This is a genomic window from Peptidiphaga gingivicola (assembly GCF_001652275.1).
Classification (GTDB): domain Bacteria; phylum Actinomycetota; class Actinomycetes; order Actinomycetales; family Actinomycetaceae; genus Peptidiphaga; species Peptidiphaga gingivicola.
Map to the genome: position 1 here is coordinate 437869 of NZ_LVZK01000003.1, position 13355 is coordinate 451223.

General features: G+C 61.2%; 5 protein-coding genes, 3 rRNA genes and 1 pseudogene. 2 read left to right on the forward strand and 7 right to left on the reverse strand.

Annotation, left to right across the window (positions count from 1 at the left end; all coding sequences use genetic code 11):
- Positions 1-56: 56 nt before the first annotated feature.
- The 3 genes from A4H34_RS10425 to A4H34_RS10435 form a co-directional block, all read right to left on the reverse strand.
- Complete coding sequence (locus A4H34_RS10425) at positions 57-1898, reverse strand: amino acid ABC transporter ATP-binding/permease protein (protein WP_231871038.1); 1842 nt, start codon at positions 1896-1898, stop codon at positions 57-59.
- Positions 1877-3625 carry an ATP-binding cassette domain-containing protein gene (locus tag A4H34_RS10430; protein WP_064232043.1) on the reverse strand — a complete coding sequence of 583 codons (1749 nt, stop codon included), beginning with the start codon at positions 3623-3625 and terminating at the stop codon, positions 1877-1879. The genes A4H34_RS10425 and A4H34_RS10430 overlap by 22 nt, the downstream gene beginning before the upstream one ends.
- Positions 3626-3855: 230 nt before the next feature.
- Positions 3856-5301, reverse strand: a complete 1446-nt coding sequence (locus A4H34_RS10435) for a DUF1846 domain-containing protein (protein WP_064232079.1) — start codon at positions 5299-5301, stop codon at positions 3856-3858.
- A 272-nt stretch (positions 5302-5573) separates the two neighbouring features.
- Between A4H34_RS10435 and A4H34_RS10440 the strand changes: the two genes are divergently transcribed.
- Both A4H34_RS10440 and A4H34_RS10445 read left to right on the forward strand, forming a co-directional pair.
- Positions 5574-6125 (forward strand): TetR/AcrR family transcriptional regulator, encoded by a 552-nt coding sequence (locus tag A4H34_RS10440; RefSeq protein ID WP_009200043.1) that lies wholly within the window; start codon positions 5574-5576, stop codon positions 6123-6125.
- 241 nt (positions 6126-6366) lie between these two features.
- Positions 6367-6714 (forward strand): hypothetical protein, encoded by a 348-nt coding sequence (locus A4H34_RS10445; protein ID WP_009200044.1) that lies wholly within the window; start codon positions 6367-6369, stop codon positions 6712-6714.
- 246 nt (positions 6715-6960) lie between these two features.
- Here the strand turns inward: A4H34_RS10445 and A4H34_RS11605 are convergent.
- The 4 genes and pseudogenes from A4H34_RS11605 to A4H34_RS10470 all read right to left on the reverse strand — a co-directional run bounded on the left by A4H34_RS11605 (position 6961) and on the right by A4H34_RS10470 (position 13079).
- Positions 6961-7874, reverse strand: a pseudogene (locus A4H34_RS11605) (endo alpha-1,4 polygalactosaminidase).
- A 175-nt stretch (positions 7875-8049) separates the two neighbouring features.
- Positions 8050-8170, reverse strand: a 5S ribosomal RNA gene (rrf, locus tag A4H34_RS10460).
- A 108-nt stretch (positions 8171-8278) separates the two neighbouring features.
- Positions 8279-11376, reverse strand: a 23S ribosomal RNA gene (locus A4H34_RS10465).
- A gap of 165 nt (positions 11377-11541) precedes the next feature.
- A 16S ribosomal RNA gene (locus tag A4H34_RS10470) occupies positions 11542-13079 on the reverse strand.
- Together the 16S, 23S and 5S rRNA genes form the textbook arrangement of a ribosomal RNA operon.
- Positions 13080-13355 lie beyond the last annotated feature (276 nt).

A 13355-nucleotide genomic window follows, 5' to 3' on the forward strand; every position in this document is an offset into this window, starting at 1 on the left:
CGGACTAAGTTAGGCATTGCTTACCTTACTATCTCGGGAGGGGGTAGTGAAACCCGTCAGAGGTTTTTCGTGAAGAAGTCCCTCAGAGACCCTTCGCTTTCGATCGCGTCAAGAGGACCTGAAGCGACCGTGCGTCCGCGATCGAGGAGGAGAACGAGGTCCGCTTCGGCAACGGCGTCGAGGCGATGGGTGATCTCGAGGATCGTACACGGAATTTTCCGCAGATTGACGCGTACTTTCGATTGAAGCTCCGCATTGAGATTGGCGGTGAACTCGTCGAGGACAAGGATCTTGGGGCGCATGAGGAGCGCGCGAGCCAGGCACAGCCTCTGGGCCTGGCCCCCCGAAAGTTCGCGGCCCGCCACGCCCACGCCGGTGGCCAGCCCATCGGGCATCTGACGGACTTCGTCGGCCAAACACGCGATTTCAAGTGCGTTCCACACTTCTTCCTCGCTCGCATCGGGCATGCCCAACGTCACGTTCTCGAGAATGCTCGCGTCGAGAAGCTCGCACTTCTGGGACACGCCGACGATGCAGCGCCGCAGGGAGTCGAGCGTGTAGCGGCTGAGGGGGGTCCCGCCAAGCAACACTTCGCCGGCGTCGGGGTCGTCGTAGCGCAAAAGGAGGGAGGCAGCCGTCGTTTTTCCGGAGCCTGACGGGCCGACGAGGACGGCGTGCCCTCCTGCGGCGACGTCCAGACAAAAGTCCGAAAGGGCGGGCGCAGGAGATCCGGCATACGTATAGCTGACGCCGTTGAAGGACACTTCGGCGGGGCCGGCAAGCTCAAGGGTCTCTTGCCCGTCTGCCACTCGGGGAGGTTCGTGGCATATCTCCCACAGACGGCGAGCGGCCGCCAGCGAGTGGTCGAGATATCCTGCCGCGTCTTCTACCCCGCGCAGCCCTTCGAACAAGCGCAGGCACCCGGCCGCGAGGGCAGCGACCGTCACAGGCGAGCACCCCTGCGACGTCGCGACCGCCGCCGCGCCGATGGAGCTTGCCAGGGCAAGGAAGACGTTTGCTCCCCTGCGAAAGGCGTTTGCGCGGCGTGCGGTTCCCGCCGACTGCCCGATCGAGCGCCCCAAGGCGTCCGTCTCCTCCAATCGCCTGAGTTGACGCCCGTATCCAATGATTTCTTCGGCCCCGAACACGCTGTCGGTGACGTGATGGGCAAGTTCCCGCCGCAGCTCGAGGGTGCGCCGCGTCGCCCGCATTGAAGCGCGCAGGCCGACGAATGGGACGACCGTCAGAGCCAGTGCGACGCACGCCGCGGGAATTGCGACGGCCTGCCACCCCGCCGCGAGTCCCGCGCCGACCACGAAAACGGGCGGGACGACGAGTGCGGAAACGACCGGGGCGAATGTGTGGGCATAGACGACCTCGATTCGGTCGACGTCGCGCGTGAGGCTCGCGAGCACGTCGCCGGAGCGCGTTGCCCCGACAATGGCAGGAGCTTTGGGCCACAGGTTGGAGAAAACCATGGTTCTCAGCAACTCCAGGGCCTTGAAGGCCACATAGTGCCCTGTGAGCTGTTCCAGATAGTATGCGGCGGCCTTGGCCATGGCTACGAGCACGAGCGCGGGAAGATAGCTTCCGAGGCCTTTTCCTTGGACGGAGGAAACGGCGCCGGCCGCAGCGAGCCCGAAGAGCACCACGTCAAGGCTGAGATTGACGATGCGAAGAAGCGTCGAAACGAAGAGAGGCCTGTGGACGGGCCGCGTCTGGGAGGTCAGCCATCTGATGAGCTCGCGCGTGGTCGGCTCCGCCAGCCCCGCGGCGTCCCGACCCGCGGCGCCGCCGACACGATCCGCAGAGAACGCGCGCCCATTCTCTGCCGATTCGCCGTTTGCCGCCTCTTCAAGCCTCGGACCGTCGGCGCTCACAGCGTTTCCCCCGCGCATTCGAACAGCATGCCGTCCTTCATTTCATACACTTTGTCTGCGACGTCGAGCAGCGCAGACCTGTGGGTGACGAGAACCACGGTCAGGTCGCGGCCCAAGGAACGCAGAGCGTCGACGATTCTGGCTTCGGATTCGATGTCGACCTGCGACGTCGGTTCGTCCAAGAGGAGGATTCGCCGCCCGGAAAGCAGGGCCCGCGCGATGGAGATCCTCTGAGCCTGGCCTCCTGAGAGGAACGCGCCTTGCTCGCCCACGTCAGTGTCAAGTCCTTTGGGCATCCGCTCAATCTCATCGGCGATCTGCGCTCCCCGGAGGGCATTCCACATTTCCTCCTGGGTCGCGTCTTCCTTCGCCAGCCGAAGGTTGTCGGCAATCGTGCCTGTGAAAAGCCACGTCGTCTGCGCCACTCGGGCCGTCAAGGCGGCCGCTTCTTCGGCGCTCGCAAAAGCGAGGTTCTTGCCGTCGATCAGCACGCTCCCGCGGGCAGGCCGAAGCGCCCCGCCCATAAGCCCCATGAGCGTCGACTTGCCGCCGCCCGAACGGCCGACGACGGCGATCTTGCTTCCCGATGCGACCGCGAGATCGACTCCGTGGAGGACCTCTCCGCGCCCGTAGTCAAAGCTCACATTTCGCACGACGACGGGGCAGCCGACGCGGTCAGCTGCGCCAGGGCCCCCGCCCTCGTCCGCCCCGTCTTCCGCGCCGACGTCGCCGCTTGCGCCGGCATCGGCCTGCGTGGCCGCATCAACGTTCGCGCCTGCGTCGGCGTCGCCGCCCGCGCCGCCCTTGGCCGCCGCGCCCTCCGCACTCGGATCCGCGTGGTTGTCGATATATGCCCTTATCGCGCGTTGGGAGGCGATTCCACCCATTCCGATGTAGAAGAATCCAGCGACTTGCACAAGCGGTTCGATGAGAAGCGCAGTCAGAAGCACCGTTGCGAGAACTTGCGACGCCGTCACTGCGCCGGCGTTGAAGCGGACAACGGCCAGCGTGCACGTGGCACAGATGAGAATGAGAGAGAAGAGGCCGTCCACGACGATGATGACAAGCTGGTTCCCCGCGAGCAGTTTCATGATGGCCCCGCGGTTGCGCTCTCCCTGGTCTTTGAGCTGGCGTTCAATTCGAGGTCCGGCGCCGAGCAGGCGTATCGTCACGAGGTTGCGAATGGCGTCGAGATACTTTCCGGCCAAAATCGCGCGCTCCTTACGCGATTTAGCCGACGTCTTCCTGAAGAAACGCATGAAAACTGCGAGCAGAACGGGAATGAGCGGACATAGAGCCATGATCGTCAATCCGAGAACAGGATCGAACGAGACTGAAATGTAAGCGAGAGCGATGAAAGGTATTAGAAAAGCGGCAAGGGTCGATCCTAAATAGATCTGGCGGTATTCGGTCACCCTTTCGACATTGTCGGTCAGAAGCTGAACCGCGTGCGCTCCCGAAGACTCCTGGTTTCGGGAGGCAAAAAGACGTGAGAGCAGACTTCGCCGGATGCGCCGTTCCTCAGCTCGAGCCGCATGCCCCCCGAAAAGGATCTCGGCGAATGCCGCAAGGCCGGCTGCGCAGGCGCAGGCCAGAGGACCGGCGAAACTCTCCCGCCCGTCTGCAATGCCGGCGACGCCGACCAGCGCGGCGCCCGTGAATGCGGCGCTGGCGATTCTCAGCGCCGCGACTACGCACGAATCGCGGACTCCCGCGGGTGAGATCACCGGAGTCTTCGACGCCATCACACTCTCCTTAGCGACACGCGTCTCCTACAGGGCAACGCTACCCCATTTCGGCCGCCTGTTGTAAGTGGAACCTTACCTTCAAATTGGAAAGTTTGGAAGGTCTGCGTGCCGTCGCGGCGATTTGGCCTCAGGGACGTTTTTACGCCGAATCGAAGAAATCCTGGGCGTCATTGCGTCGCAGAGGAAGGGCCGCCGCCGTTCCGGCGCACCCGTCCTTCGCGGCGCTCTCAGCGCTTGCGGTAAAGAGATTTCCTCTGGTAAATCGGCTCGGACGTCACGAGCACCCCCAGGTTCCTGAAGATCCCCTCGTCCACAGAGCCGAGGATCGTCGTCGTGTGAGCGTCGCAGCCTCGGAGGTTGCGCAGCTCGTCCAGGGCCTTGCGCGCGTTGTCGTCGCGCGTCGCGGACACCGACAGGGCAATGAGCACCTCGTCGGTGTGGAGCCTTGGGTTTCTGCTGCCGAGGTGCTCGGTTTTGAGGGTTTGGATCGGCTCAATGGACTCGCGAGCCAGAAGGTCGACGTCGTCCTCGATCCCGGCCAAAACTTTGAGCGCATTCAAGAGCATGGCCGCCGAGCATCCGAGGAGCCCTGAGGTCTTGCCTGTGATGATCTTCCCGTTGGGAAGTTCGATTGCGGAGGCCGGCCCGCCCGTGGCCTCCGCTTTCTTCAAGGCGGGCTCGACGACGACGCGGTCTTCCTTGGCCAGGCCCAACCGCCCCATGATGAGCGCAATGCGCCCGGAGACCACCGGATCGGCTTCCGCCCGCCGCTCATCGACCAAGGCCTTGTAGTAGCGTCGAATGATTTCCTGCTTCCCCGCTTCGCGGCAAACGGCGTCGTCGCTGATGCAGTAGCCCGCCATGTTGACGCCCATGTCTGTGGGCGACTGGTACGGCGATTCGCCGGCAATTTCCCGAAGCAGCGTCACCAGCAGCGGAAACACTTCGACGTCGCGGTTGTAGCTGACCACCTGCTCGTTGTAAGCCTGCAAGTGGAAGGGATCGATGAGGTTGACGTCTTCAAGGTCGGCCGTGGCCGCCTCGTACGCCACATTGACCGGATGGCCGAGGGGAAGGTTCCAAATGGGGAATGTCTCGAACTTTGCATACCCGGCCTTGATCCCCCTGCGATTCTCGTGAAAGAGCTGCGACAGGCACGTCGCGAGCTTTCCCGACCCCGGCCCGGGCGCAGTGACGACGATAAGATCCCTGCTCGTTTCGACGTAATCGTTCTTTCCAAACCCTTCGTCGGACACGATGAGCTTCGTGTTGCCCGGATACCCCTCGATGCGCCGATGTTGGGCGACCTTCAGGCCGAGGCGCTCCATCCGCCTCTTGAACGTCTTTGCCGGCGTGTTGTCATCCTCCATTTGAGTGAGCACGACGTTCTCAACCAGGAAGCCCCTTTCACGGAATACGTCCACCAGCCGGAGCACGTCCTCCTGATACGAGATTCCGAGATCCGCCCTGACTTTGGCCAGTAAGTTGGCATTGACGGCGACGACGATTTCAAGTTCGTCTCGCAGCCTCTCGAGCATCGCGATCTTATTGTCGGGGGTGAACCCTGGAAGTACGCGAGAAGCGTGCATGTCGTCAAAAAGCTTGCCTCCCATTTCGAGGTACAGCTTTCCTCCGATCTTCCGACGCCGCTCGCCGATATGCTCGGACTGCATCGAAATGTATCGTTCTCGGTCAAACCCGATCGCTTGCGCCACCGTAATCCTCCTGTAGTAGACAACCTCTGGAATGATAAGCCATCCAAGTCCGCGGCGCCTCCCAAAATCGCCTTGCAATCGCCCGTCGCCCCTCGCGAGCCGCGCATTCCCGAGCACCGCACGTGCATCTTGACGGGTGATTTGGTGCGGTCTAGAATGTGAATGAACATTTCGAACTATTCATTCACCTCTTCTCGAGGGACCGTCGAGTAAGGCATTTCGTGGACAACATGAAACAAGCCCTGCAACGAGCGGCGAAGCGCAGCTTCGCCAAGAAGGGCTACAAGGCGACGAGCATTTCCGACATTTGCCGCGACGCCCACGTCGCCGTCGGAAGCTTCTACAACTGCTACCCGTCAAAGGAGGCCATCTTCCTCGAAATATACGCCGAAGAAAACAACCGGATTCGCGCCGAGATGGTGAACGAGATCGACTGGTCCGCCGATCCGACGGAAGTGATCCCCGCGATTTTCGACTACACCTTCAAGTGCATGTCCGCCAACAGGATACTGTCCGAGTGGAACAGCCCCGCCATCGGGAAACGCCTGCGCGAACACTACCGCGCAGGCGACGGGAAGGAAGACTTCTTCCTACATTTCCTCCTCGCAACATTCGAAAGCTGGATGCACGACGCAGGGTTTGACGAAGAAAAGTCCCGCAAAGTCCTGCGAGTGTGCGAACTCGTGATCTACGTGGACACACACGTAACCGAAAAGGACTTTCCAGGCGTCGGACAGGCGCTCGAGACCCTTGCGGCATACTTCGTCAAGGGACTCTTCTAACAGATGCCTTCCAACTTCCGGGATGAGCCCTCTAACGACGGAGCCGAGGTTCCCGCGCAATCACTCCGACCGACCTTAAAAGGCCCTTCCAACGACGAGGCCGCCCTTGGAGCGGGACCGCGCGATGCCGGATGTGCCAGTAGATCCACAAGAGGCGAAGGCTTCCCAAAGGACTGAAACCTCTTCACCCTCAAATGAATGAACGATAAATTATGTTCATTCATATCGGACAGGAAACACCATGACCAAATCGAAAGGAATTACGATGAACGGACCAAGCATTCTGGGCTATTGCCTGACAATTGTCGGCGTCCTCACGGTCATTTGGGGGGCGACCTTGTTCCGCCCCGATTTAACCGAGTCCAGATTCATGTCCTTCGCGACGAGCGGGATCATCCTTGCTGCTATCGGCCTATGTTTTATTTCGGCAGTCCCGACCGCAGTGTCAGTCGTCGGGATTTGGGCGGCAACGCTGACCACAATGATCTACATCTGGTGGCTGCCCAAAATGGAACTGCCTGTGAGGATCATAAGTTTTGTGCCGCTCATTGCCTTCGCAATATGGCTGACCGTGAAGCTGCTCAAGTAGACACAGGCCCGGCTAGACAAGCACACGGCGTGGGCCTTGGCTCGCCTTGGCTCCACGCCGGGCCCTCGCCGACGAGCACCACGCGTCTTCACATCCGCTTCCGCTTCGGCAGCGAGAGAGCGACGGCCTTGCTGGCGTTCGCTTCGAGTAAACAGAGGAACGAATTCGGAACGAATGCCTAACGAGACTCGGCGTGCCGTGTTTCTAAAGGCCATATGCCTACGTGCCTCTTATGGCGTTTGCCCTCTACGGCTGCTCCTTGCCCGAACAATCCCTGACCCAAGAGTCGAGTTTCATAGCCTTGCGAATAGTCGTCATTCCTGGTGGGTCGTCTTTGCACTGAGCAAAGTTTTCATCGCTGTACTCGATGACGAAAACGGCCTTGCCGTCTCCTAGGACTGTTGACCAATACTTGCAGGCGTTGCCTCCGTGACAGTCTTCGACTATGGCCATATCGATGTTGCCAATGAGATGATCGATTTGTTCTAGATTGTTTCTCAGCGAGAAGGCCATTCCTTGGTTGTGGCCGTGGCTGAGAGTTTTTCAATGTAACGAATTTCTTCTTGGTCCGTTATTCGAAAGCCGGTGTCGCGCTTCCAACTGTCGACGTTGTCTGCGTCCACTCCCAGAAAGCCCTTGTCCGCGCACACCTTGATCCGACTTTCCATCAGGTGGAAAAACTCGTTCTGCTTGCTGACATTGAGCCAATGCGCGCCCGGCAAATTCGGATAGCCTTTCCCTATGACTTCCTTTGGGAACAACTTTGCATCAGCTCGCCAGTCTTCCCACGCACCGACGTTGACGTAGCAGACGGGGTAGGCGCCTCTGGCTCGAAGCTCGCGGACCTGATCGGACGTGACGTCTTCCGGGTCCAGATCTACAACCTGGGCCGTGACGTTCCCCGTGTAAGAGGCGATCTCGACCTGGAAGGAAGAGCCCGGCTTTGGCCGTTTGATCCGAGAGTCCTGAAATGTGTCTGCGGTACCCGACGTCGAGCCGGGAATCGATGTCAGCCGCGCCCCGAGAGCGCAGCTCGCAGTGCTGAGAATGGCGATAACAAGCGTGAAGTATCGGGTTAAACGCACGTCTTGTACACTACTGCATCGGTGTGTGTTGGTTGTTTGGCGGGCGGTGTTTATGGCTGGGTTCACGCTGAGCACGCCGGCAGCCGCGTCGGCGTCTGGCGGTGTGTTGGTTGTCTGCCGCGGTGTCTGGCGGTGCGTTGTCTGCCGCGGTGTCTGGCGGGTTGGCGGCGGGGGCGGGGGCAGCCGCGTGCGTGCGGTGGCAGGCGACAAGAAAGGGGGGGGCCGCTGGGCGGCCCCCCCTTTGTGGTGTGGGCGGCGGTGTCCTACTCTCCCACACCCTGGCGGGTGCAGTACCATCGGCGCTGGCAGTCTTAGCTTCCGGGTTCGGAAAGGAAAGGTCCGGGCGTGTCCCTGCCGCTATGACCGCCGCCACGCGGTCCCGGGCTGCCACACCCCTGCCCCGCGGGGGGTGTGGGGTTCGGGTATCGCATAGCGGACGCGAATCGCCCTCCCCCCAACGAATGGAGAGAGAGGAAAAGTGTGTTGGGTTGGTCGGCCCATTAGTGCCGGTCGGCTTCACTCCCTTGCGGGGCGTCCACGTCCGGTCTATCAACCCCGTCGTCTTCGGGGGGCCTTCCCACCGCGAGGGTGGTGGAGAACTCGTCTTGAAGCGGGCTTCCCGCTTAGATGCTTTCAGCGGTTATCCCTCCCGAACGTAGCCAACCAGCCGTGCTCCTGGCGGAACAACTGGCACACCAGAGGTTCGTCCGTCCCGGTCCTCTCGTACTGGGGACAGCCCTTCTCAATTCTCCTGCGCGCGCAGCGGATAGGGACCGAACTGTCTCACGACGTTCTGAACCCAGCTCGCGTACCGCTTTAATGGGCGAACAGCCCAACCCTTGGGACCTACTCCAGCCCCAGGATGCGACGAGCCGACATCGAGGTGCCAAACCATGCCGTCGATATGAACTCTTGGGCAGGATCAGCCTGTTATCCCCGGGGTACCTTTTATCCGTTGAGCGACGGCGCTTCCACACGCGACCGCCGGATCACTAGTTCCCACTTTCGTGCCTGCTCGACCTGTCAGTCTCACAGTCAAGCCCCCTTGTGCACTTGCACTCGCCACCTGATGACCAACCAGGCTGAGGGGACCTTTGAGCGCCTCCGTTACCCTTTAGGAGGCAACCGCCCCAGTTAAACTACCCACCAGGCACTGTCCCTGACCCGGATCACGGGCCGAGGTTAGGAGCCCAACACGGCCAGAGTGGTATTTCACCAGCGACTCCCCGCCCGCTAGCGCGAGCGGATCACCGTCTCCCACCTATCCTACACAAACCGCGCCGAACACCCATACCAAGCTGCAGTAAAGGTCCCGGGGTCTTTCCGTCCTGCTGCGCGAAACGAGCATCTTTACTCGTACTGCAATTTCACCGAGTTCGTGGTCGAGACAGCGGAGAAGTCGTTACGCCATTCGTGCAGGTCGGAACTTACCCGACAAGGAATTTCGCTACCTTAGGATGGTTATAGTTACCACCGCCGTTTACTGGGGCTTAACTTCCCGGCGTCACCCCCACAAAGAGGGGCTGACCGGTCCGCTTAACCTTCCAGCACCGGGCAGGCGTCAGTCCGTATACATCGCCTTGCGGCTTGGCACGGACCTGTGTTTTTGATAAACAGTCGCTTCTCCCTGGACTCTGCGGCCCCGCCACGCTCCCCGCCGCACGGACGGACCACGCGCAGGGCCCCCCTTCTCCCGAAGTTACGGGGGCATTTTGCCGAGTTCCTTGACCACGAGTCACTCGAACGCCTCGGTATACTCTACCTGACCACCTGTGTCGGTTTCGGGTACGGGCGGACAACGGCCTCGCGTCGATGCTTTTCTCGGCAGCACAGGATCACCCGCTTCCCATCAACGGTCCCCATCAGGCCTCACCCACACACCGCCGGGATTTACCACGGCGAGGGGCCACACCCTTGGCCGTGCCAAGCCATAAGACACGGACAGGCTACCTCACTGCGTCACACCTGTTACCACGCTTGCCACACCAGACAGGCACGCCCCGCNCCCGCACGCCCCCCACACCCCGAAAGGCGCAGAAACGACGCACAGGGACGACAACGCCCCACCCAGCAGACATCGGACGGCCGCCGTCCGGTACGGGAATGTCAACCCGTTGCCCATCGACTACGCCTGACGGCCTCGCCTTAGGACCCGACTAACCCAGGGCGGATCAACCTGGCCCTGGAACCCTTAGTCAATCGGCGGACGGGATTCTCACCCGCCACTCGTTACTCATGCCTGCATTCTCACTCCCACGCAGTCCACCGACGCTCACACGACGGCTTCCCCCCACGCAGGACGCTCCCCTACCCACCCCCCACACGGAGGGCGCCGCGGCTTCGGCGGTGTGCTTAAGCCCCGCTACATTGTCGGCGCATCACCACTTGACCAGTGAGCTATTACGCACTCTTTCAAGGATGGCTGCTTCTAAGCCAACCTCCTGGCTGTCACAGCAACGACACATCCTTTCCCACTTAGCACACCCTTAGGGGCCTTAACCGACGATCCGGGCTGTTTCCCTCTCGACGACGAAGCTTATCCCCCGCCGTCTCACTGCCACGCTCACACTTTGCGGCATTCGGAGTTTGGCTGACCTCAGTAACCCGGTGGGGCCCATCAGCCATCCAGTCGCTCTACCTCCGCAAAGAACCACGCAACGCTGCACCTAAATGCATTTCGGGGAGAACCAGCTATCACGGAGTTTGATTGGCCTTTCACCCCTACCCACACCTCATCCCCCGGGTTTTCAACCCCGGTGGGTCCGGGCCTCCACACGCTCTTACACGCGCTTCACCCTGGACATGGGTAGATCACCCCGCTTCGGGTCTAGAACGCACGACTGACCGCCATATTTCAGACTCGCTTTCGCTACGGCTGCCCCACACGGGTTAACCTCGCCACACGCCCCTAACTCGCAGGCTCATTCTTCAAAAGGCACGCCATCACCCCCACAACAAAGGGCTCTGACGGATTGCAGGCGCCCGGTTTCAGGCACTCTTTCACTCCCCTCCCGGGGTACTTTTCACCTTTCCCTCACGGTACTCATCCACTATCGGTCACCAAGGGTATTCAGCCTTGACAAGTGGTCTTGCCACCTTCACACGAGATTCCACGAGCCCCGTGCTACTCAGGAACACACTCAGACAGCCGCCGCGATTTCGGCTACGGGGCTCTCACCCACTCCGGCGGGCCTTCCCAGACCCTTCGCCTACCCCGACGGTTTCTCACTGCCCGGCCGCACACCGGCACGGCCACAAGCATGCCCACAACACCGCACACGCACCGCCCGGCGGCTGATACACGCACACGGTTTAGGCTCCTCCGCCTTCGCTCGCCACTACTAACGGAATATCTTCTCCAGCAGGTACTAAGATGTTTCACTTCCCCGCGTTCCCACCCGCGCGCTATGAACTTCACACACGGGCGACCAGGCACAACCCCGGCCAGGTTCCCCCATTCGGACACCCCCGGATCACCGCTCGCTTGCCAACTCCCCGAGGCTTATCGCAGACTGCCACGTCCTTCTTCGGCCCTTGATGCCCAGGCATCCACCGAACGCCCTGCACACACCCAACACACGCCGCCCCGCCCCACAACAGAACGCAGACGACGCACAACTACAAGATGCTCGCATCCGCTATACGATTCCCAAACACCACACCCACCCCACAGGCAGGCACAGGCACAGCGCCCGACAGCCTGACAGCACGCGCAGACAACACCACCACAAAAACTCCCTAGAAAGGAGGTGATCCAGCCGCACCTTCCGGTACGGCTACCTTGTTACGACTTCGTCCCAATCGCCAACCCCGCCTTCGACCGCTCCCCGCACAAGCAGAGCCACGGGCTTCGGGCGTCGCCGACTTTCGTGACGTGACGGGCGGTGTGTACAAGGCCCGAGAACGTATTCACCGCAGCGTTGCTGATCTGCGATTACTAGCGACTCCGACTTCACGGGCCCGAGTTGCAGACCCCGATCCGAACTGAGACCGGCTTTACGAGATTCGCTCCGCCTCACGGCATCGCCACCCTCTGTACCGGCCATTGTAGCATGCGTGAAGCCCAAGGCATAAGGGGCATGATGATTTGACGTCGTCCCCACCTTCCTCCGAGTTGACCCCGGCAGTCCCCCGTGAGTCCCCGCCACAACGCGCTGGCAACACGGGACAAGGGTTGCGCTCGTTGCGGGACTTAACCCAACATCTCACGACACGAGCTGACGACAACCATGCACCACCTGTGAACCGGCCCGAAGGCAGACGCGTCTCCGCGCCCTCCCGGCACATGTCAAGCCTTGGTAAGGTTCTTCGCGTTGCATCGAATTAATCCGCATGCTCCGCCGCTTGTGCGGGCCCCCGTCAATTCCTTTGAGTTTTAGCCTTGCGGCCGTACTCCCCAGGCGGGGAACTTAACGCGTTAGCTCCGGCGCAGAATCCGTGGAACAGACCCCACACCTAGTTCCCAACGTTTACAGCGTGGACTACCAGGGTATCTAATCCTGTTCGCTCCCCACGCTTTCGCTCCTCAGCGTCAGTGACGGCCCAGTGGCCTGCCTTCGCCATCGGTGTTCTTCCTGATATCTGCGCATTCCACCGCTACACCAGGAATTCCAGCCACCCCTGCCGCACTCCAGCCTGCCCGTACCCACTGCACGCGCGGAGTTGAGCCCCGCGTTTTCACAGCAGACGCGACAAGCCGCCTACGAGCCCTTTACGCCCAATAATTCCGGACAACGCTCGCGCCCTACGTATTACCGCGGCTGCTGGCACGTAGTTAGCCGGCGCTTCTTTGACGCGTACCCTCAACCCCGCCAAACGGAGCCTTGTCCCGCGCCGAAAGGGGTTTACAACCCGAAAGCCTCCATCCCCCACGCGGCGTCGCTGCATCAGGCTTGCGCCCATTGTGCAATATCCCCCACTGCTGCCTCCCGTAGGAGTCTGGGCCGTATCTCAGTCCCAGTGTGGCCGACCACCCTCTCAGGCCGGCTACCCGTCGACGCCTTGGTAGGCCGTCACCCCACCAACAAGCTGATAGGCCGCGAGCCCATCCCCCGCCGAAAAACATCTTTCCCCGCCCAGCCATGCGACCAGACAGGCACATCCGGTATTAGACCCCGTTTCCAAAGCTTATCCCGAAGCAGAGGGGCAGGTTGCCCGCGTATTACTCACCCGTTCGCCACTAATCCACACCACCACAAAGACAGCGCTTCATCGTTCGACTTGCATGTGTTAAGCACGCCGCCAGCGTTCGTCCTGAGCCAGGATCAAACTCTCCACAAAAAACAAAACATTGCAGACAGCCCAAAACAGGCCCACCAAAACCCGACCCCAAACAGGCCGGACACGCCGCCGAACCCCCAAAAAGACCCGACGACACAATCGTCATCCACACGCACTATCAAGCAATCAACCACCACACCCACACCCCGCACACACACCCCCACAGGCACACGCACAAGGAAGAAACACAACCACCGCACCCACACAACCAAGCCCGGCAGCAGACAACAACACTACACCCCCACCCCCCACCCCCACAACCCCCACCCACGTGAC

What these genes read in the sequence shown, in the direction of transcription:
- A4H34_RS10425 (WP_231871038.1), bottom strand. Translation starts at nt 1,898, where the DNA reads ATGCGCGGGGGAAACGCTGTGAGCGCCGACGGTCCGAGGCTTGAAGAG.
- A4H34_RS10430 (WP_064232043.1), bottom strand. Translation starts at nt 3,625, where the DNA reads ATGGCGTCGAAGACTCCGGTGATCTCACCCGCGGGAGTCCGCGATTCG.
- A4H34_RS10435 (WP_064232079.1), bottom strand. Translation starts at nt 5,301, where the DNA reads ATGCAGTCCGAGCATATCGGCGAGCGGCGTCGGAAGATCGGAGGAAAG.
- A4H34_RS10440 (WP_009200043.1), top strand. Translation starts at nt 5,574, where the DNA reads ATGAAACAAGCCCTGCAACGAGCGGCGAAGCGCAGCTTCGCCAAGAAG.
- A4H34_RS10445 (WP_009200044.1), top strand. Translation starts at nt 6,367, where the DNA reads ATGACCAAATCGAAAGGAATTACGATGAACGGACCAAGCATTCTGGGC.